The following is a 21,310-nucleotide window of genomic DNA, read 5'->3' as shown; positions in this document are numbered from 1 at the left end:
GTCTGTTTGTATTAAGAATTGCTTCCTTTCATTGCAGAAAGCATAGATCCATATACATTGTTTAAGCTAGACAAATTGTTGGTAAGTTTACCAAGTTCGCTTTTGAATTGCTGCGTATCTTTCGAAGCGTCTGACATGTCTTGCATAGCAGAAGATAAGTTAGAATAAAAAGCATTCATCGCTTTCAAATGCTTGTTTGTGTCTTGTAATTCAAGTTCATAAACTGCATTAAGTGCACCCATGTTTTGTGAAATCTTTTGAAACTGATTTCTATATTCTTGAGCATCTTTGGTAGCGTCTGACATGCTGATAACCGAATTAACAGCCGTGCTTATAGAACCATTCATTTCAGTTAGCTTAGAAGAAGCTTCTTTGACTTTAGATGAATATTCGTTAGTAGCAACGGTAGCATTCGCTATTTCGCCCATGTTTGAAACCGTTGAAGATAGGCTTTGGAAACTATTTTTTAATCCATCAAAAATGTCTGGAGTAATTTTAGCATTAGAAAGCATGTCGTCCATTTTGGCAGTTAAACCTAAACCAGCAGATGGAGTGCTTGCTACAGTTCTAGTTGGAAGTTCTCCTTTGTAATCAGTCGATAGTTCAGGATAAACTTTTTCCCATTGGTATTCAGTTGTTGGTCTTAAAAATGACTGTAATGCATAAATTAAGAAAATTACCGCCTCAGTTCCTAGTCCAACTGGAAGTGCAATACCTGCCCAGTCGTAGTGCATGATTTTACCCATTGCACCGATAATTACAACTGCTGCTCCGATACTGTAAAAGAAAGGTATGAATTTGTCCCAAAAAAAGCTTGGACCGTTACTTGCTGCCATAGTTAATTATGATTTTCTTTTTTTAATATTATTTAATTTTACTTTTTTTTATTCTCTTCCTGGTACTGATCCTAATCTATCCATTACACATCTAAAACCTATGTATGAGCGAGTAGCTGATCTATATTCGAAAGTTGTAGTACCTGTTTCTAAGAAATAAGCTACATCTTTCCATGATCCGCCTTTTACTACTTTTCTAGGCTCTTCTTCGATATCATACTGAGGATTTAAATCCCAAGTGATAGGCATGTAAGATTCTGAATAAGCATCTTGTGTCCATTCTGCTACGTTACCCGCCATATTATAAAGGCCATAATCGTTAACATTGAATGCGTTTACAGGAGCGGTGTATTGGTAGCCGTCTTTTTGGTAGTTACCTCTGTAAGGTTTAAAGTTGGCTAAGTAGCATCCTTTTCCGTTTGCTACGTAAGGGTTACCCCATGGATATTTGGCACCGTCTTTACCGCCTTTGGCAGCCCATTCCCACTCTGCTTCTGATGGTAGTCTAAATCTTGGAGATTTAAATTGCTCATTTTCAGCTCTGTAGTTATTGTATAATTGAGTTCTCCATTTGCAGAAATACTGTGCAGCATCCCAACTTACACCCACAGCTGGGTACATATCAAAAGCGGGGTTGTTGTAATAGTTTTCTGTTAGTTGGTCACCATTATGGTAGGTGAAATCTTTTTTCCAAACTGTAGTGTCCGGATAAAGTTTTGTCATAATGAACTCTTCACCCAATACTGAGATTGAATCTGCCATGATAGAATTTACAAACATTCTGTATTCATGGTTAGAAATCTCTGTATCGTCCATGTAGAATGGAGAAATAGTGATTCTTTTATTAAGCGTTATTCTCGCTGACATGATATCCTCATCTGTTTGCCCCATAGTAAATGAGCCAGAAGGAATCAAAACCATTCCGCTAGGTGTGGTTTGTTTAAAGCCTTTTCTTGCAGTTGCAACCACTTCTCCATTTCGAATACCATCTAGTGGGTCTGTGCTACTTCCTCCGCTTTTTCCTTTACCTAAGCCCACTTTTTCCATAGTTTTATTGAAAAAACTACAGGATTGTAACATCATTAAGGGAGAGACAATGATGAGGGTCTTTACTAGAATTTTTGAAAATTGCTTGTTCATAATCGAAAACAAGATGATTAATATATTGTAATATGTAAAAATATAACTGCCTAAAAACGACTTTGGGTTTTAATTTATTGTGTTTTAGCTGAATATGCCAACAAAAAAAGAAAGCCTTATTTATGTAAATCATAAATCATGCCAACCTCTTTTAAATTATAACGTTAATAATCCTTTCAGTATTCTTAAGTCTGCAAAAATGATGCCGTTTAATCAGAAGCTATATCTAGGCGTCTTAATTATCGATTTCTTTCCAAACTTTGGAGCATTTAATCCATATCGAAGAAAAATTTCTTGGGATAATGGTGCTTTGGCATAGGCTCCAAAAGTTACAAAATCTATTGCATATCCTACTTTGACTGTATTTCTTAAAAAATTTCCTCCTACCAATACCGATGCAGCGTCTTGCCAACGATAATTTAGGCCGCCCCAATAGGTTTGATTGTAAGTAGCCAAGGCACCAATTTCTGTTGAAACGGTATTTAGGTCACTTTTAACTATAAACATGGGACTAACATCTAACGTATAAGTAACTCCAAAATCCATTTTGCCGGATAGTGTGTATTGTTTTGAATCAGTGGTGATACTTTGATTGTCTGCAACTGTTTGTTTAGAACTTAAAATATTCCGTGCTGATAAACCAATTTGGTAATTGGGATTAAACAACATCACACCTAAATTGAAATTTGGTGTAAAAGAATTTAAAGTAGTACTCGGAATCAGAGGGTCGTTTTTATCTCTCGGGCGGTAATTTTCACCGTTGAGCTTATTATTATTTAGACCTCCCGCAATGCCAAAACTCAAGACATTGGTTCTGAGTTTTTTGTAAAACGAATACGCTAAATGAAACTCCTGATTGCTCTGTACTTTGGTTGTGTTGTTATTTGAAAAGTAAAGTCCTAATCCACCATTTAGTTTGGTAAGGGGTAAGTCTGCCGATATTACTGAGTTTAAAATGCTCCCACCTGGGTCTATGTCTGCATTGTAAGAAGAATATTGCGATCTCCCAATAACTTGAATATTTGTTTTTCCAGATAAACCAGCCGCAGCCGGATTTAGATAAAACTGATTAAAAATGTATTGGGTAAACTGCATGCCAGACTGTCCTTTTCCCAAAAGAGAAACGGAAACGAGGAAAATAGTCAATGTGATTTTTCTCATTTTTTACAGTTTATTAGGAATCTACGCAATTCCGTAAAAATAGAACTAAAAAATCTTAGTTTTATTATTACGAAACTTCAAAATCTACAAATTGTTTGCCTTTTTAACATATAACTCCAATGCACCAGCCATAGACGGGGCATTTGGAAGTGGAGCTTCTATATCAAGGGTAAGGCCAAGGTCACGAATAGCTTTAGCAGTGGTTGAGCCAAATGCCGCCAAACGTGTATTGTTTTGTTTCCACTCTGGGAAATTATGTAAAAGCGAATGTACGCCAGAAGGGCTAAAGAAACAGATAATATCATAAAATACTTCTGTAAGATCTGACAAGTCAGCTGGTACAGTTTCGTAAATGACAGCTTCTGTATATTTAAGCTTGTGTTTTTCCATAATGTTAGGAACCGAGTTGTTTCTAATATTTGAGCATGGAAAAAGGTACTTCTCGTTTTTATTTTTTAAGAAATAAGGCTCTAAGTCTGCCGCTTTTTTTATTCCAGAAAATATCTTTCTTTTTCTAATTGTAATGTATTTCTGAAGGTAGTTTGCGGTCTGTTCGGTCACGCAAAAATACTTCATGTCAATAGGTATTTCTATCCTAAGCTCTTCACAGATTTTGAAGAAGTGATCTACGGCATGTCTACTAGTGAAAATTATGGCCGTATGCTCAAGGATGTCTATCTTTTGTTTTCTGAATTCTCTATGGTCTATTTTGTTGACATCTATGAAGTTACGGAAGTCCACCTTCATGTTGTACTTCTCGGTTAGGTCATTATATGTTAAGGAGCTATCTCCAGGATTGTCAAGTGTAATCAGTATGCTTTCAACTTTTTTAAGCCTATCTGTTTGGTTTTCGGTCGTTTCGCTCATGCAGAAAAAATTTGAAATTTAAATCCGAATGAATTGCATTAATGCATTATTCAGATTTTTTAAGAATTTAAGTGTTAACTATGTTTAAACTTGTTGTTATGTACCTTAAACCAATTAAAGTAGGTAACAATTCAACAATGCAAAGATAAGAAATTAAATAAAGAGTTTTAATATTGCTTGTTCTATTTATGGTAAAATAGATTACCAAGACTCTTAATAAATAAAATATTGAAATTACAGCTGTGGCTATTGTAAGGAAGTTTTCTTTTAAGGGGATAAAAATATTTTGGGCAAATAAAAATACAATTAGTAGTCCACTGAAAAAGAAAACAGAAGTTTGGATAAGTTTAAAGAAATGGATGTCTACCACTTTTTCGATATTAAATAATTTTCCGATTATTTTTATAAAGAAATACTTAAGTACAAAAAGTGTAAATATAAGTATACATACCTTGAAAAAGTTAGTGATATATACGCCAAATGTATCACCACTTTGAAATATAAATCCACTCGAAAATATGTCAAGGCCTTTGTTTGATGACATCATAGTTATAAAGCCAATAATCATACTTAAGAATATCACAAACATCATGTTTGGTCTATCCAAAGGTTTGTTTACCAAGAAACTAGTCTCTTTGATCATGAAAGATGTAAGGTCTTTGAAACTGTAGAACCTTCTGAAAGCCTTGGTGTAGTTATTTGATAAAAAGGTCATCATAGTGGTGGTGATAATGAATATTAGTACCAAACTACTAAAGTATGGAGTAATGTTTCTTGGTAAGAAATTAAACGGATTTTTCTTGGCTGTAGCTGCGGCTATCGAGGTCTCGTTTTTTGGATAGGCCATGTAAACTTGGATTCGCTCCGGATTTTGATGTCCAAAAACGCTCAAAATTACTTTAGGTTTTTTATATGTTTTAAGTAAACTTTCTATTGGTAAAATCTTCCAAGTATCCTTCTTTAGCTTTTCGCTTAGTTTGTAATCTAAAAATAAATAGGTGTTATCTAAATCTGATTTTATTAAAAGGTAACTTTTATGAAAATCTGAAATTGGAATTTCTAGGGAATATACCTCAGTGTCTTGCGAATTTTCTTTGATATAGGGCGTAAATGACTTTAAGTCGGAGTCGTAGGTAGTCCAAAGATATTTATAATCTTGAAGTACCACATATTCATTTTTCGGCCCAACTGTTTCACAGAAGGCGTTTATGAGACTACTAAAGATTAATAATATGGAAATTATGTATTTCAAGGAATAAAAATTTTGTGCAAAATTAATACTTAAATTTTTTATAAAGTCATTTCACAATTTTCTTTTGAGATATTCTGAATAATTCGGGATTTTGACCTCATATGTTTCATGGAAAAGCGATGAGGTTAATAAAAAATCAGCAGTTGATCTATCAGAAGCAATGGGGATGTTCCATGTTACGCCTAATCTCAATAAAGCCTTGATGTCTGGATCGTGTGGTTGAGCTGCCATGGGGTCCCAAAAAAATATCAAAATGTCGATTTTGCCTTCGGCTATCAGTGCCCCTATTTGTTGGTCACCGCCTAAAGGGCCGCTTAACATTTTGGTTACTCGCATGTCAAGTGTTTCTTCCAATAAATTACCTGTAGTGCCAGTAGCAAATATTTCGTGTTTTTGCAGGGTGACTTTGTTGTATTTGGACCATTCCATTAGCTCTTGTTTTTTATTGTCATGAGCTATCATTGCTATTCTTTTATTTTTGGCAAGTGTTCGAGTCAACATCGTTTTTATTTTTTTTGCAAAAATACCACGAATTCAGTTTTATTTAATGCTATTCATTCGTTTTTTAATATTTGCATTTGAATGATGCGTATTTTTAAACCATTTAAAGGGCGACTGCGTTTAAAAATAAAAATCAATATAAATCTGTGGAAAATAATAACTTGACCTCTATCAAAACTTTCGGCGAATTAAAAAAAGCAAAATATAAGTCTAAAAACATCAAAGAGGAACTTAGAGAGAATCTCATTTTTAATCTAAAAAATGGCATAAACGTTTTTGAAGGTATTTGGGGATATGAAAATACGGTTATTCCCGAGCTACAAAAAGCGATTTTGTCAATGCACCACATAAATTTATTGGGACTTAGAGGCCAAGCAAAGACTAGGATAGCCCGTATGATGGTCAATTTGCTAGATGAATATATGCCGATAGTGGCAGGAAGCGAACTTAACGATGACCCTTTTGCTCCACTTTCTAAATTTGGAAAAGATACGGTAGATCAAATGGGTGATGAAACTCCAATAGCTTGGGTGCATCGTTCAGAAAGATACAATGAAAAATTAGCCACGCCTGATGTATCAGTGGCAGACTTAATAGGTGACGTGGACCCAATCAAAGCAGCCACTTTAAAGCTTCCCTATTCTGACGAACGTGTTATTCATTTCGGACTTATTCCTCGTTCAAATAGATGTATTTTTGCAATCAACGAATTACCTGATTTACAGGCTCGTATACAAGTTGCATTGTTTAATATTTTGCAAGAAGGTGATATCCAAATACGAGGGTTTAAACTAAGATTACCGCTTGATATTCAGTTTGTGTTTACGGCCAATCCTGAAGATTATACCAACCGTGGGAGCATAGTTACCCCACTTAAAGACAGGATAGATTCGCAGATTATAACTCACTATCCTAAAACGCTAGAAATAGGGAAGCATATAACCCGTCAAGAGGCCAAAGTAAAAGAAGGTCAAAAGACGGTGCAAGTACATGAAATATTACATAACCTCATAGAACAAGTGGCTATTCAGGCCCGAAGCAGCGAATATGTAGATGGAAAGTCAGGAGTTTCGGCTCGTATGACTATTTCTGCTTTCGAAAACCTTTTGAGTTCGGCTGAGTTACGAGCACTTCAAAATAACGAAAAGACGGCCATTGCTCGTGTGGCGGATGTTTATGGTGCTATTTCTGCTATAAATGGAAAAATAGAATTGGTTTATGAAGGTGAATTAGAAGGACCAACTTACGTAGCTCAAAGTTTGATAGGAAAGGCTGTTAGGGAAGAGTTTCTGAAGGTTTTTCCTGATATTGAAAAAAACAAAAAAGCAAAGAATAGCGTCAATCTGTATAAAAACGTAGTAGAGTGGTTTGGTGCAGGCAATACCTTGGATTTGCTTTCGAATGAACCACAGAAAGATTTCCTCAAAAAGTTGAATAGCGTTACTGGGCTTTCTGACTTGGTAGATAACATAGTTGGGAAAGTTACTCCTGCCGAAAAAGTATTTTTAATGGAGTTTGCTCTGCATGGAATTGCAGAGTTTTCATTGATTTCAAAACAACAGTTAGATGAAGGTTTGGTCTTCAAGGATTTGCTCGATAGTATGTTAGGAAGCGATGATTTTGGTTTAAATGACGAAATAGATAATTATTGATTTTTGAAGGCACATTATTTTAAAATAGACCAGTTTGAGGTTCCATTTAGAGTGCAAGTGGACGAGCTGCCCTATTTTTATAATAAATACCATTATCACCCTCAAAATCAGCTCACATATATAGAAAAAGGCACGGGTACTTATTTGATTGGAAACAAAATCGGTAGATTTGCAGAAGGCGATATGTTTGTTTTAGGCAGTCATTTGCCCCATGTTTTTATGTCTGATGATAAATATTTTACTGACCAGCAGTTGGGTGTTCGGTCAGTAAATGTTTTTTTTACTCCCGATTTTTTCTCTGATAAAATTCTTTTTATTGAAGAACTTTCGGCATTCAAAGATTTCATAAGCCTTACAAAAGCAGGTTTGCAATTTAATTCTTTTAGCAAAAAAGAAATACTGAGTGATTTGCCACAAAAAGAAGGTTTCTCTAGAATCGTATGTTTTCTTGAAATTATAGAAAGCCTAATTGCTTCCAAAAATAAAGCTTTAGCAATAGACGTGCTTTATAAAATGGAAGAGCCCAATCCAAAAATGGAGAAGTTGTATCTGTTTACTTTTGAAAACTTCAAGTCCAAGATATCTCTTAGCGAAGTGGCTGATTTAGCGGGCTATTCTGAAAATGCTTTTTGTAAGTTTTTTAAGAAAAATACAGGGCAAACTTATGTTAATTTTTTAAATGAAGTCCGTATATCTCACGCACTTTCACTTTTACAAGATCCGCTAAAGTCAATCACCGATGTGGCGTATGAAAGTGGCTTTCAAAACATGTCTAATTTTAACCGACAATTTTTTAAAAAGACAAATATCAATCCTAAGACTTATCAGCTAAAGCTACATTCGCTTTAAGAAATCATCTCAATAGTAGGAGAGAGCCTGCTAATTTAACAGCGTCTCCTGTATCACTCGTAGCTTTAATAACGTAGTTATATACACCAGCAGGAGCCTTATTTACACCATTTTTCTCTGACCCATCCCATTCGTCTGTCAATGCATTGGCATTAAAAATAGTGCCTCCCCATCTGTCATAAATGGTATACGAACCACTTGCTAAGAATTTCGTGTATATTTTAAAAGTCTCGTTATTGCCATCTCCATTTGGAGTAAATGCATTTGGTGCAAATATGCCCGGTGGTACTTTTACGGTTATAGTGTTTGAGTACGAATATGTCTGTTGGTTACTACCGTATTTTGTGTCATAATATTGTACACCCCTTACTCTGAATTTTACTTCCGAAAATTTTGATAGTTCTATAATTTTTGCAATATCGTAAATTAAATCACCTGTAATTCCTTTTACTACGAAAGCATTCACATCTTCATCAAATAGTTCCACATCATAAGTTTGAGGTGTAGCACTTGTAAACATAGAAGCTGGAATTTCATAAGGAGTCCAGTTAACGAAATTCTTTGTTTGTGATGTTAGAAGGATTGTACAAGCAGGGTCTGAAAAATCAGAAGTGATTCCACATTGGTCTTCAATTTTGTACTTATAACAATACGCTTTTTCTGTATCGGTAATAGATACATCCAAATATGAATTGACGTTAGTTGTAGTTAATTGTATAAAATTTTGGCTATTATTTTCTGCTCTGAAAAATGTGTATTTATTCGCTCCAGTACTGCTACTAGTGGGGATATTAATAATGGCTTTAACGTCTTTGTCATTTATTATATCATAAGATACATTAAATAAGTAATCAGGCTTTATTGAAGTAGCCATAGATTTTGGGTCTACCGTTATCTGTGGTGAAATCACTTTTATTGGGTAACTAGTTGTTCCCAAAGCAATGTTTTGATAGGTTGCCGAGATAAAATATTTATATTTATTGGTACAATTAATAAATTTATCCGTGTAATTAAGAGTAGTTTTTGTAGCCAATGGTGGGGAGCTTCCGCATGTGGTACATCCGTCTTGGTCTTTTTGTAATTTTAATGTTAGAGGTATTCCAGCTGGAGAAGTAGGTAAGTTCCATCTTAAGTCCGCCTCTGTGGTACTATTTAGCGTTGCTTTGAGGTTTATACTGCAAATTTCATTTTTCGAATACTCTGCGGTATTACAAGTATTTATTACTTTGGTTCTGAAGCAATATCTTTTGGTTGGATCTAAGCCAGTTAGGGTGGCAGTTTCGTTAACGCCATCGGCCAATTCTGACCAAGTTCCGCCGCCTAGTCCATCATCTACTTTTCCTTCTATTTTAAATACCTTTCCTGGTTGAGGAATTGAGTTTTTGAATGTAATTAAAGCACTTTCACCTAAGTTTTTACCTTCTAAGGTGGTTATTAGCGTAGGTACTTGTGCTCCTGCAGCAGGTGCTTGAAAAGTTTTGATACTATTTTGACACTCTCCATTGTTGTACCTGCCAGTAACTGTTACTTGAGAAGTAGATGATGGTAAAAGAATGCTTTGGACTCTCGTAATAGGTAAACTTTCTGAAGCAGTATTTATTTCAGGTCCAAAACTACCATTTCCCCAATCTATTTGATATCTATCATAGCTGTTTTCGTATGCTGGCTCAATTGTTATTTGGGCAGGTTGGCCAGGGCAGATTTTAGTAGTTACCTTTGGTGCTAATGTGTTAAACATCTTGTGTGTTAGACAAGTTAAATATTTTTGACCATTTTTTTCACCAGTTACTAAATACCAATTAATTCCAATTTGTGGTACAACACTTAATTTTTTATTTGCTGGAAATGGTGTGCCAGTCGCGGTGGTTAAATTAAAATTATTGTCAATATTTGTATAAAGTACTGGATTGTCCAAAATAATATTATTGAAATTAGGGTCTTTAATTACTTCCGCCTCAACGGATAAAGGGTTACTGCCGTCATAACAAGCTACACCGGGTGTTAATGAGAATTTACCAGCAATTATGTATCCCGCAGGCTTACCTGTAGGTGTGCAAATTGATGGCTTTGGAGGCGTAACATATTGTGCATTAACAATGTGACTGCACACCATTAGTGCAGTAAAACCGATTATGCTATTTAATATATTTTTGTAGGACATGCTCTATGATAACTTATTATATTCCAACTCAATAACTGTGAATGATAATAATAAATCAAAAATCATGCCTGATTTTGATATCTAAATTGCGGTTAATTTAAAGTAATCAAAAGAGAGAATTAGCCTTGTTCTTTGAAGAAATGAGGGCTTTGTGCCCGTTTAATAAGTTTTTGGTCTAATTTTTGTTCAATAGCAAAATCTTCCTTTTTTTGGAAAGTGATAAAAAACTTAACACGTATTTTTTGCTAATATTACTTTTTTGTTAATTCTTTGTGATTACAAATAAAATAAGTTCAGTATGAAAAATAAACTCAAACAAATCGAGGTAGAAGTAACAAAGGAATTAGAATCTTTGGGCTCAATCGGTGCACACAAAAAAGATTTAAAGAAAGCGGTACAAAAAGCTGCTAAAATTATTGCTAAGAAAATAATTAAAGTTAAAAAGAAAGAAGATAAAAATGCGAAGAAAGCATTGAAAGCTACAAAAAAGCAAGAGCCAAAGGTTTGGAAGAAAGAAGAAAAAAAGGCTTCAAAGTAAATTTTCGAAATTATTGATGACTCATATTAAGGTTTTATTTTGGGTACTGATTTTTGCTAACCTATCATTAGCTAATGCCCAAAATAATTCCGTTCTTATTACCGAAATATTTGCCGATCCCACACCAAGCAAAGGTCTCCCTGAAAAAGAGTTTATCGAAATCTATAACAATACCAACTCCGTAATCTCATTATCCGGATATACTTTAAGATACAGCAGTTCCAATGCTGTTTTTCCAGATGTTGTTTTAAATCCCTCAGAATATGCAATTGTTTGCCGCAAAGGATATGAGTCTGAATTTAGCTCCTATGGCAAAGTTATTCCCCTTTTAAATTTTTCGCTTTTAAATTCTGGGACCTTATTAGTCTTAGAACAAGCGGACAAAACACTTTCACATTTTGTAAATTATGATTTTTCTTGGTATTCACCAGGTTTGGACCAGGGTGTTTCTTTAGAAATGAAAGATTTGAATCAACCTTGTTTAGAAAAATCTAATTGGTCGTCTTCTGTAAACCCATTAGGCGGCACGCCGGGGCAAGTAAATTCGAACCAATCTATAGTAATAGATATGGAAGGGCCTAAATTAAATAGTTTTAGTTTAGGAGGTAGAAACTTGCAGTTATTTTTCAATGAAAAGTTAAAGCTACCAATTGATAATTCAAGTTTCGTTTCTTCAGATTCATACTACCAAGTGGAAGATATCTCTTTTGATAAATATGAAAGGAAGACTCTTACCCTAAATTTAAAAAATCAAATTCGGTTAAACGATTCTTTTGAAGTTCAGATTTCCGGTATTGAAGATTGTGTAGGGAATTTGGCAAAAGACATCAAAATCTCACTTTTTAATTTGGTGCCGGCGGATAGTGGCGACGTTTTATTGTCGGAGGTTTTATTTAATCCTTTTTCTGGAAATCATGATTTTGTGGAAATATATAATGTAAGTAGCAAAAAACTAAATCTTAAAAATTGGTATTTGGCAAATAAAAATAACCTAGGCGAAATATCGAGTACAAAAACACTTAGTACTTCAGATTTGTATTTAAATCCAAAATCATATTTAGCCTTTACCACAAACAAAAACGAATTGCTTTCTACTTATTCTGGAATCGGGAAAGAGAATATTATTGAGATAGCGAGTTTGCCTGCCTATAATTTAGATGCAGGCTCGGTGATTTTGATGAATGCCAGCAAAGAAATAATGGATGAGTTAGACTATTCGGAATCTTTACATAATATAATGATAAAAAATCCGAAAGGTGTTTCATTAGAAAGAGCTTCATTTTTTAGTCCAACTAACTTTCCTGGTAATTGGCTTTCAAGTTCTGCCCAATTTAATTTTGCAACTCCTGGTTTTGAAAATTCTCAAAAGGCAGATTCAATCAATGTTAGTAAAGATAGCTTTGTTTTTGAGCCCCCTATATTTAATCCTCATAATGGTATTGGAAATGAAGTTGCAAATCTTACCTATGTACTTGCCGAGCCTGGAGGACAAGCAACAGTTGAGATTTTCGACAAAAATGGCGTATTAGTTAAATCTTTAGCCAAGTCAGCATTATTGTCCACCAAAGGTGCCTTTGTTTGGGATGGAAAAAATAACGCGGGTCAACTACTTCCTGTCGGATACTATCTGGCGAAAATCACAAAACTTACACGTAATAATATTACTACTTATTTTTCAAAAGTAGTGTTGGGCTCATTATAGATTCTACAATCAAATACATGCTAAAATAGTAATAAATTTTTTACTATTAATCTATGAAAATATTGATTTGAATTAGGATTATTTTTTATTTATTAAAATAATTTATTAATTGTCAAATTAAAAAAGTCTTAATTTTTATTTCTTAAATCATTCATTTTTAAGTTAAATCACTTTTTTTCTAATAAAAGTGCATTTTTTTTTAATTGTTATATTAACAATTCATTTTTTAATATTATCTTGCACTATTCAAACAATAAGTTTGAAGATTTCAATCTTTATTTAATCATTTTAACCAACAAGTTCTATGAAAGTAAAACTTTATTTGAGAGCCTTCTTGGTAGTAATGCTCAGTGCGGCCACATGGTCAACTTCTGCATTTGCTCAAGCAAGGAAAATTAGTGGGAAGGTAGTAGACGCAGGAGATGGTGTTCCTGTTCCTGGGGCTACAGTATTAGTAAAAGGCACTACCAAAGGAACGGCAACGGATCCAGATGGTAATTATTCAATCGAGGCTAACAGTGGGTCTACATTGGTATTCAGTTTCGTTGGATACAAGTCTCAAGAAATTGTTCTTGGAAATCAATCAATCCTTAATGTTTCGCTTTTGACAGATGCACAAGCTCTACAAGAGATTGTAATTACTGGATATCAGCAATTAAGAAAGAAAGATATCACAGGAGCTGTAACTATTGTAAATTCGGATGAATTGAAAGGAGTAAAATCAAGTTCATTTATTCAGAACCTTGCAGGTAGAGCTACTGGTCTTACGGTTTCTACATCAGGATCTCCTGGTGATGCCACCAACGTTCGTATTCGTGGTATAAGTTCATTTACTTCAAATGATCCTTTATATGTAATTGATGGAGTTCCAGTTTTGGATAAATACCAGAACACAATCAATCCAAATGATATCGAGACTATGCAGGTTTTGAAAGATGCTTCTGCAGCCTCTATCTATGGATCAAGAGCATCGAATGGTGTAATTGTAATCACAACAAAACAAGGTAAGTCAGGAAAAGCAAAATTGACTTACAACGGTTCAATCGGTTTCGCTACAGCTGTAAAAGGTTATGACAAAGTATTGAATACGTCTTCAGAATATTATGCTGAAGCAATGAGACGTAAGTTTGGTAACGATCCAACTGCAGTTCCTGCATTTGCTCAAACTCCAGGTAAATTGACTACGTACATTCAGCCAATGGCTAACTCAGTGGATTTGAATACATACGATCCATTGACAAACCAAATCAGTTTGACAAACCAAGCAGGTACTAACTGGTGGGATGAAATGACAAGAATAGCTCAAGTACATGATCACAGCATTAACCTTTCAGGAGGAAATGAAGTGTCTGTATTTAACGTTTCAGCATCATTTTTAAGCCAAGAAGGTATTTTGAACCATACAGTGTTTAATCGTGGAACTATCCGTGCCAACTCAAGCCACAAAATAGGGAAAAGATTAAAAATCGGCGAAAACCTAATGTATGCGGGTAACTATGGTGTAGGTATTGGTTCATCAGGTGGTAATAACAACGAAGGTGGTATTTTAGGAGAATTGATCAAAGCAACTCCAGTTGTACCAGTATATGATATTAACGGAGGTCCCGGTGGTCACTTGACTGCACAGACAGGTAACTTTACAAACCCTACTCAAAGATTAATTGATAACAAAAACAACAATAATACCTACAGAAGACTATTGGGTAACATTTATGCTGAGTTTGATATCATATCGGGCTTAAAAGCTAGAACAAACTTTGGTAGTGATTTAGGAAATGGATGGAGCAGAGGTTTTACATATCCACAACCTTACAGAGTAGAGGGTAACAAGACTGCTAACTCATTTAATGAAAACTGGAACCAAAACTATTCTTGGAACTGGACAAATACATTACAATACAACAAAGCTTTTGGTGAGCATAACGTAGGTGTTTTAGTTGGTCAAGAGGCAGTTGCTAGTAAAGGTAGAAGTATTTCAGGTTCACTTGCAAACTTCTTCGTTACGGATATTAACGCATGGTATTTACAAACTGCACTTGCGGATCCTGCATCAAGATCGGTTAACTCTAGCGGTGGTGAGTCACGTTTATCTTCTTACTTCACTAAAGTGGATTACAGCTTTAATGACAAATATATCCTTTCTGCTACAGTTCGTAGAGATGGATCTTCAAGATTCTTATCTGATGTGAGATACGGTATATTCCCGGCATTCTCTGCTGGATGGAGAATTTCTCAAGAAAGCTTTATGCAAGATCTTACATGGTTATCTGACTTGAAACTTAGAGCATCGTATGGTGAACTAGGTAACCAACAGTTGAGAGATTACAACTTTGCAAGTATCTACGGTGGTTCAGTTGGTAGTACTTTCTATGATATCAACGGAACAAACTCAAGCCCTTCAACAGGTTATGCTTTAAGATCAAGAGGTAATGCTGGAACAGTTTGGGAGTCGTCAATAAACAAAAACATAGGTTTTGACGCTTCTTTGTTTAACAATGCAATTAATGTTGTTTTAGATGTATACACCAGATCTACTAATAACTTATTATTTAACCCTCAACTTCCAGGGACAGCAGGTTCTTCTTCGCCTCCGTTTGTTAACGTAGGTGCAATGGAAAATAAAGGTTTTGACCTTTCGATTTCATACAGAAAGAAAGTTAACAACGATTTAGGCTTTAATGCTTCAGTTAACTTGTCACACTACAAAAACACTGTAAAAAGCGTTTCAGGTGACAACGACTTCTTCTATTCTGACGGTTCAGGTGGTCTAAACGGTCGTTTACCAAACGGTAGTATCTCAATCATAAACAAAGTTGGATATCCAATTTCTTCATTCAATGGATACGTAGTTGATGGTTTACTTAAAACAGAAGCTGAAGTAGCTGCTCAATCAGGTACAGGTGCTGCGTATATCGGTGGATTGAAGTTTAAGGATATTAATGGAGATGGAAAAGTAAACTCTGATGATATCACGATCATTGGTAATCCGCATCCAAAACTTACTGGTGGTGTTAACTTAGCTGTTAATTACAAAAACTTCGATTTAAGTGCATTCGTATTTGGATCATTGGGTAACGATATCTTTACTGGATATTGGATTCAATCTTATTTCATGAACTTTAACTCTAACGTATTGAACGATATCTTAGAGAAAGAAGGAACTGGAAACTATCCAAAAATCAACCAATTGGATGCTTCTTCTCGTAACTCATCTAGCTTCTATATTCAGAAAGGTTCTTATTTACGTCTGAATAACTTACAGTTAAGCTATAACCTTTCTAATGATTTAGTTAAGAAACTTGGAATGTCAAATGCAAGAGTTTATGTTCAAGGACAAAACCTATTAACAATCACGAAATACATAGGTACTGACCCTGCGATATCTAACGCAAACATTGGTAATTCAGGTCAATACAATGATACAAGTATGGGAGTTGATAATGGTAACTATCCATCAAACAAGATGGTGAACGTTGGTGTATCACTTGAATTTTAATTAAAAAAAATATTACATAAAAATGAAAAACTTAATAAAAATATCATTAACCGCGGTAGTGCTCACAACAGGGCTTTACGCGTGTAAAGATTCATTTTTGGACACTCCGCCACAGGCATCTCTTTCAAACTCAACCCTTGCTTCAAATCAAAATGGAGTAAACTCAACTTTGATTTCTGCATACAAAGGTTTAGTAGGATGGACTGGTAACTGGAACGAAACTGCTTGGGGTACTGCTCCTTCTAACTGGGTGTTTAACATTGCATCTGACGAATTTCATAAAGGATCTGAGCCTGGTGATGGCGATTCACAGCTTGCATTTGAGTTGTATCAGTGGAACCCATCTGATGGCGATATCAGATCAAAATGGATTGCAACTTACGAAGGTGTTGTTAGAGCCAATTCGGCCATCAATACAGCAAATGACTATTTGAAAAATAATCCAGCTGATACTAAATTTGTTAATTCAGTAATAGGTCAAGCTACTTTTTTACGTGCATATTATCACTTTGAAGCTTACAAAGTTTGGAAAAACGCTCCTTATTATTTAGAGTCTGATACTGACTTTAAAAAAGCGAACGATAAGCCAATGCTTCCTTTGATAATTGCTGACTTAGAGAAAGCAATTGGTTTACTACCTGCTAACAAAGAGTCTGTTGGTAGAGCTGATAAAACAGTAGCTACTGCTTATTTAGGAAAAGCTAAGCTTTATAACAAAGACTATGCAGGTGCATTAGCAGCATTTAATACAGTAATTTCTTCTGGAAAATATAAACTGTCTGACTGTTTTTATGACAACTTCTCTATTGAAGGAGATAACAACGCAGAATCAATTTTTGCGGTACAGAATTCAGTAAACGACGGTGACGGTGACGGTGGTAACTCTAACTTTGGTGAACGTTTAGCATTACCTCATGGTGATAGCCCTTACGGATGTTGTGGATTCAAAACTCCATCATTTGATCTTGCATATTCATTTAAAGTAGATAGCAAAGGTTTACCTATCTCTAGTAAAGGTGTTGCTCTAAGTAGATTGACAAACACTTCAACTGATTTAGTAGACCCAAGATTAGATTATACTATTGGTCGTACTAACGTTCCTTACCTTGACTGGGGTGTACACAAAGATAGCTGGGTTAGAGGACAAGGATACATGGGATGGTATTCTCCAAAGAAAAATGCACATAGCAAAACTGCTTCTACGCTTTCAGGTTCTTGGTCAGGTGCTCAGTTGTCTGCTTTGAATGTTGAGCTTATGCGTTATTCAGATGTATTGCTTATGGCTGCTGAATGTGAAGTGGAGGCTGGTTCTTTAGAAAAAGCTAGAGAGTATGTTAACTTAATTAGAAAACGTGCTGGTAACTGTGCTCAAGGTAGTTCGTCGCCTAAAGTAGCTATGAACGCCGCTGAAATCACTTGGGCTAAGTACAATGTAGGTATCTATGATGCTGCTTGGACAAACAAAGACGTGGCTCGTGATGCCGTAAGATTAGAGCGTAAGCTTGAACTTGCTACAGAAGGTCACCGTATATTTGACTTGCAAAGATGGGGTATTTTAGAAGCAACAATTTCTGATTATTCAGTAAGAGAGGCGAAACTTATTCCGGTTCTTTTGCAAGCACAAAAGCCAACAGCTAAAAATTACGCTTTCCCTATTCCAGCTACTGAAATCAGTAGAGCATCTGGTAAGCTAAAACAAAATGACGGATATTAATTAATTGAAGTTATTTTTAATATTTTTGTACATGCAAGGGTAGGATATTCCTACCCTTGTTTTTTTAAGTTCTAATTCTGATCTATAAAACTGCCCTTTATCTTTCAATAATATGATTGCTAGATTTTCTGTTTTCATTCTATTCTTGTTTTTTATTTCTTGTAAATCAAAAAATAGTTCAAACCAAGAGGGTTTTGATCTAATTGATTCAAAATCGTCGGGTATTGATTTTGTTAACTTAGTGGAGGATAGAGAAAATTTTAATGTACTTACATACAGAAACTATTATAATGGAGGTGGGGTTGCTATTGGTGATATCAATAACGATGGGCTAGATGATGTTTATTTTACTTCTAATATGGGAGATAATAAGCTTTATCTAAACAAAGGTGATTTGAAGTTTGAAGACATTACGGTTAAGTCTAAAACAAAAGGGAAAGATTCGTGGTGCACAGGTGTAACCATGGCAGATGTCAATGCTGATGGTTTTTTAGATATTTATGTATGCTACTCAGGTGATGACAAAAAGGAAAACAAAGGCAACGAACTCTACATAAACAACAAAGACAATACATTTACAGAAAAGGCAGCGGAATATGGATTAGATGATAATGGACTAACTACACACGCTTCATTTTTTGATTATGACCTTGACGGCGATTTAGATTGTTACGTTTTAAATAACAGCTACAAAGACCCTGAGAGGATCACATTATCCACTAGAAATACTTTTGACGCTGAGGCATTAGGAGGCGACAGGCTATATGAAAATAGAGACAATAAATTTGTAAATGTAACCAAAGACGCCGGTATTTACTCCTCAGATGTCGGTTTTGGTCTTGGGATTTCGGTAGGAGATGTCAACGGTGATTTTTATCCAGATTTATATATATCAAATGACTTTTGGGAAAGAGATTATCTGTACATCAACCAAAAAAATGGAACATTTAAAGAGTCCCTTACAGATGCCATGGAATATACTTCATTGGCGAGTATGGGTTCAGATATTGCAGATTTAAATAACGACGGTCTTTTAGATATTTTCAGTACCGATATGCTACCGCCGGACAATTACAGACTTAAAGCAGCCACCAAATTTGATGAATATTATTTATACGACTTAAAGTTTAGAAACAGTTACTATTATCAATACACACAAAACTGTTTGCAGATTAACCAAGCAGACGGAAAATTTATTGAATCTTCTCAAATATCAAATATTGCGGCCACTGATTGGTCGTGGGGAGCACTGATTTTTGATATGAATCTTGATGGGAAAAAAGATATCTTTGTTAGCAATGGCGTTTTTCATGATATCACAGATTCTGATTTTGCCGACTTTATTGCAGATAAAGATGAAATAGAAAAAGTAGTTACCAAAAGCGGTAAGTATGATTTTAGAGATTTCGTGAAATTTTTGCCTCCAAACAAACAAAAGAATTATGCTTTTATTAATAAGAGCAATTCGTTTATTCCAGAGTTTGATAACCTTTCAGGGGATTTAAATCTAGATCAGGAATCATTTAGTAACGGAGCAGCCTATGGTGACCTCGACAATGACGGTGACCTTGATTTGGTGGTTAGCAATGTAAATATGGAGGCCTTTGTCTACAAAAACAATGCTTTAGATAACAAGAAAAAACACTACATAAAATTTTCATTTAAAGGAGAAGATAAAAACAGATTCGGAATTGGTGCAAGTATTTGGCTTTACCAAAACGGTGCTTTGCAAGTACAGCACAACATGAATGCCAGAGGTTTTCAAAGTGCGAGTGCACCCGAGATTTCTTTTGGTTTAGGAGAAAATACGCAGATTGATTCTGTAAGGGTGGTTTGGCCTGATATGCGTTCGCAGCTAATTTTGAATCCTACCGCGGATAAAAATCATGTTTTAGAAATATCAAAAGCTAGTAAGGGTGGTTATTTGCCACAAAATAAGCCGACGCAATATGTAGTAGAAAGCGACTTTAAAACGCTTCCCAACACGGCTACGCACCAAGAAAACCCGTATGTAGATTTCGACTTTGAAAGATTGATGCCGCATGCTATGTCTACTGAAGGACCAAAAATGGTGAAAGGAGACGTAAATGGCGACGGCAAAGAAGATTTCATTTTGCTACAATCACATGGATATACCGATAAATTATTTATTAATACTGGAAATGGCTTTGTAGAAAAAACGCAACCAGCATTTGATTTTCATAAAAAAAGAGAAAGTACTGCTGGAGCGTTATTTGATGCGGATGGCGACAAGGATTTAGACTTTTTGGTCGGAATGGGAGGGAATCAGTTTAAAGAAGGTCCTGAAAACTTCAAGGCTGAATACTATGAAAATGATGGAAAAGGAAATTTTTCTCTAAAGGCTATAAACCCTTTCAATATAACGGGTCAAATTAGTACTATAAGTCCTGCTGATTTTGATTTAGATGGAGATTTTGATTTGTTTGTAGGAGCAAGAGGAGTACCGGGTGCCTATGGTCTGATTCCAAGAAGTTATGTGTTGAAAAACAATGGAAGTGGAAACTGGGAAGATATCACCAATGAATTTACAGGGCCAATAGGAATGGTGTCTGATGCTGTTTGGTCAGATATTAATAACGATAAGTTTCCTGACCTTATGGTGGTGGGAGAGTGGATGCCCGTAACTGTTTTTATCAATCAAAATGGGTATTTTTCAAATCCTTCTATTTTGCCTTTGAGCAAAGGATGGTGGAATACAGTAGAAGCCACGGATATTGATAATGACGGTGATATTGACTATTTGTTAGGAAACTGGGGTTTAAACATGAAGTTTAAAGCTAGTACACAAAAGCCATTTAATGCCTACGTATATGACTTTGATGATAATAAAAGACCAGATACAATTTTGGAATGGTATACCTCGAAAGATGATATAGCATATCCATTTGCTAGTAAAATGGATTTAACTGCTCAGATGCCAGGCTTAAAGAAGAATACGGTTAAATATCAGGAGTTTGCAAAGCTTACGGTTAAAGATTTATTTGAAGAATCTAAACTAAAGGCAGCAGTAAAGCATTCAGTTGAGAACTTTAGTTCGTCGGTTTTGATAAATGACAACGGCAATTTAAATCTAATGCCACTGCCTTTAGAGGCTCAGCTTTCGCCGGTTTATACGTTTGCCGTTTCTGATATTGACGGCGATGGCATCAAAGATTTTTATTTAGGCGGGAATTTTTACAGGTTAAAACCTGAAGTTGGTAGACTCGATGGCCTTAAAGGAGGATATTTTAAGGGTGAAGGAGCGGGTAAATTTAGATTCGTAAATGCCTATTCTTCGGGGTTAAATGCAATGGGTGAAGTGAGGGATGCTAATTGGTTTGGCGACAAACTTTTGATTTCAAGAAATAACGCGAGTATGTTGGTTTTTGATAAGAAAAACGGTGGGAAGCAATTGTAAAGTTGCTATTTGTGAGTTGGGAT

Annotated in this window: 14 protein-coding genes; 7 read left to right on the top strand and 7 right to left on the bottom strand. The window is 35.2% G+C overall.

From position 1 onward, the window contains the following. Nucleotides 1–11: 11 nt before the first annotated feature. The 6 genes from porL to ACFOOI_RS08575 all read right to left on the bottom strand — a co-directional run bounded on the left by porL (nucleotide 12) and on the right by ACFOOI_RS08575 (nucleotide 5,757). Nucleotides 12–836, bottom strand: a complete 825-nt coding sequence (gene porL / locus ACFOOI_RS08600) for a type IX secretion system motor protein PorL/GldL (RefSeq protein ID WP_379837063.1) — start codon at nucleotides 834–836, stop codon at nucleotides 12–14. Between the two features lie 48 nt (nucleotides 837–884). Then, nucleotides 885–1,976 carry a T9SS ring complex lipoprotein PorK/GldK gene (gene porK / locus ACFOOI_RS08595; protein ID WP_379837061.1) on the bottom strand — a complete coding sequence of 364 codons (1,092 nt, stop codon included), beginning with the start codon at nucleotides 1,974–1,976 and terminating at the stop codon, nucleotides 885–887. Between the two features lie 213 nt (nucleotides 1,977–2,189). Then, entirely contained in the window at nucleotides 2,190–3,137 is a 948-nt protein-coding gene (locus tag ACFOOI_RS08590) for a PorP/SprF family type IX secretion system membrane protein (RefSeq protein WP_379837059.1), read from the bottom strand. Nucleotides 3,138–3,221: 84 nt separating this feature from the next. After that, entirely contained in the window at nucleotides 3,222–4,004 is a 783-nt protein-coding gene (locus ACFOOI_RS08585) for a uroporphyrinogen-III synthase (protein WP_379837057.1), read from the bottom strand. 67 nt (nucleotides 4,005–4,071) lie between these two features. Next, nucleotides 4,072–5,256, bottom strand: coding sequence for a DUF4271 domain-containing protein (locus ACFOOI_RS08580; RefSeq protein WP_379837055.1), 1,185 nt, complete (start codon nucleotides 5,254–5,256; stop codon nucleotides 4,072–4,074). A gap of 51 nt (nucleotides 5,257–5,307) precedes the next feature. Further along, on the bottom strand, nucleotides 5,308–5,757 hold the full coding sequence (locus ACFOOI_RS08575) for a methylglyoxal synthase (protein WP_379837053.1): 450 nt from the start codon (nucleotides 5,755–5,757) through the stop codon (nucleotides 5,308–5,310). 146 nt (nucleotides 5,758–5,903) lie between these two features. Between ACFOOI_RS08575 and ACFOOI_RS08570 the strand changes: the two genes are divergently transcribed. Then, nucleotides 5,904–7,409 (top strand): magnesium chelatase, encoded by a 1,506-nt coding sequence (locus tag ACFOOI_RS08570; protein ID WP_379837051.1) that lies wholly within the window; start codon nucleotides 5,904–5,906, stop codon nucleotides 7,407–7,409. A 3-nt stretch (nucleotides 7,410–7,412) separates the two neighbouring features. Then, the gene (locus ACFOOI_RS08565; RefSeq protein ID WP_379837049.1) at nucleotides 7,413–8,258 is read left to right on the top strand and encodes an AraC family transcriptional regulator; all 846 of its coding nucleotides are present in this window, start codon (nucleotides 7,413–7,415) and stop codon (nucleotides 8,256–8,258) included. Nucleotides 8,259–8,262: 4 nt separating this feature from the next. Here ACFOOI_RS08565 and ACFOOI_RS08560 read toward each other — a convergent pair whose 3' ends face one another. Then, nucleotides 8,263–10,419, bottom strand: coding sequence for a T9SS type B sorting domain-containing protein (locus ACFOOI_RS08560; RefSeq protein ID WP_379837047.1), 2,157 nt, complete (start codon nucleotides 10,417–10,419; stop codon nucleotides 8,263–8,265). A 298-nt stretch (nucleotides 10,420–10,717) separates the two neighbouring features. Between ACFOOI_RS08560 and ACFOOI_RS08555 the strand changes: the two genes are divergently transcribed. The 5 genes from ACFOOI_RS08555 to ACFOOI_RS08535 all read left to right on the top strand — a co-directional run bounded on the left by ACFOOI_RS08555 (nucleotide 10,718) and on the right by ACFOOI_RS08535 (nucleotide 21,287). Then, nucleotides 10,718–10,957, top strand: a complete 240-nt coding sequence (locus tag ACFOOI_RS08555) for a hypothetical protein (RefSeq protein WP_379837045.1) — start codon at nucleotides 10,718–10,720, stop codon at nucleotides 10,955–10,957. A gap of 16 nt (nucleotides 10,958–10,973) precedes the next feature. Then, complete coding sequence (locus tag ACFOOI_RS08550) at nucleotides 10,974–12,659, top strand: lamin tail domain-containing protein (RefSeq protein ID WP_379837043.1); 1,686 nt, start codon at nucleotides 10,974–10,976, stop codon at nucleotides 12,657–12,659. 304 nt (nucleotides 12,660–12,963) lie between these two features. Next, entirely contained in the window at nucleotides 12,964–16,155 is a 3,192-nt protein-coding gene (locus ACFOOI_RS08545) for a SusC/RagA family TonB-linked outer membrane protein (protein WP_379837041.1), read from the top strand. A gap of 22 nt (nucleotides 16,156–16,177) precedes the next feature. Further along, nucleotides 16,178–17,869, top strand: coding sequence for a RagB/SusD family nutrient uptake outer membrane protein (locus ACFOOI_RS08540; RefSeq protein WP_379837039.1), 1,692 nt, complete (start codon nucleotides 16,178–16,180; stop codon nucleotides 17,867–17,869). Nucleotides 17,870–17,981: 112 nt separating this feature from the next. Continuing rightward, nucleotides 17,982–21,287 carry a VCBS repeat-containing protein gene (locus ACFOOI_RS08535; protein WP_379837037.1) on the top strand — a complete coding sequence of 1,102 codons (3,306 nt, stop codon included), beginning with the start codon at nucleotides 17,982–17,984 and terminating at the stop codon, nucleotides 21,285–21,287. The last annotated feature ends 23 nt before the right edge of the window (nucleotides 21,288–21,310 follow it).

The sequence above is a fragment of the Lacihabitans lacunae genome (assembly GCF_042649125.1).
Taxonomy (GTDB): domain Bacteria; phylum Bacteroidota; class Bacteroidia; order Cytophagales; family Spirosomataceae; genus Leadbetterella; species Leadbetterella lacunae.
The sequence above is the reverse complement of the archived record's forward strand: the minus strand, read 5'-3'. Positions and strand labels throughout refer to the sequence as shown.

Excerpts from the sequence above, each read along its gene's own strand:
- porL (WP_379837063.1), bottom strand. The coding sequence starts at position 836 with ATGGCAGCAAGTAACGGTCCAAGCTTTTTTTGGGACAAATTCATACCT.
- porK (WP_379837061.1), bottom strand. The coding sequence starts at position 1,976 with ATGAACAAGCAATTTTCAAAAATTCTAGTAAAGACCCTCATCATTGTC.
- ACFOOI_RS08590 (WP_379837059.1), bottom strand. The coding sequence starts at position 3,137 with ATGAGAAAAATCACATTGACTATTTTCCTCGTTTCCGTTTCTCTTTTG.
- ACFOOI_RS08585 (WP_379837057.1), bottom strand. The coding sequence starts at position 4,004 with ATGAGCGAAACGACCGAAAACCAAACAGATAGGCTTAAAAAAGTTGAA.
- ACFOOI_RS08575 (WP_379837053.1), bottom strand. The coding sequence starts at position 5,757 with ATGTTGACTCGAACACTTGCCAAAAATAAAAGAATAGCAATGATAGCT.
- ACFOOI_RS08560 (WP_379837047.1), bottom strand. The coding sequence starts at position 10,419 with ATGTCCTACAAAAATATATTAAATAGCATAATCGGTTTTACTGCACTA.
- ACFOOI_RS08555 (WP_379837045.1), top strand. The coding sequence starts at position 10,718 with ATGAAAAATAAACTCAAACAAATCGAGGTAGAAGTAACAAAGGAATTA.
- ACFOOI_RS08550 (WP_379837043.1), top strand. The coding sequence starts at position 10,974 with ATGACTCATATTAAGGTTTTATTTTGGGTACTGATTTTTGCTAACCTA.
- ACFOOI_RS08545 (WP_379837041.1), top strand. The coding sequence starts at position 12,964 with ATGAAAGTAAAACTTTATTTGAGAGCCTTCTTGGTAGTAATGCTCAGT.
- ACFOOI_RS08540 (WP_379837039.1), top strand. The coding sequence starts at position 16,178 with ATGAAAAACTTAATAAAAATATCATTAACCGCGGTAGTGCTCACAACA.
- ACFOOI_RS08535 (WP_379837037.1), top strand. The coding sequence starts at position 17,982 with ATGATTGCTAGATTTTCTGTTTTCATTCTATTCTTGTTTTTTATTTCT.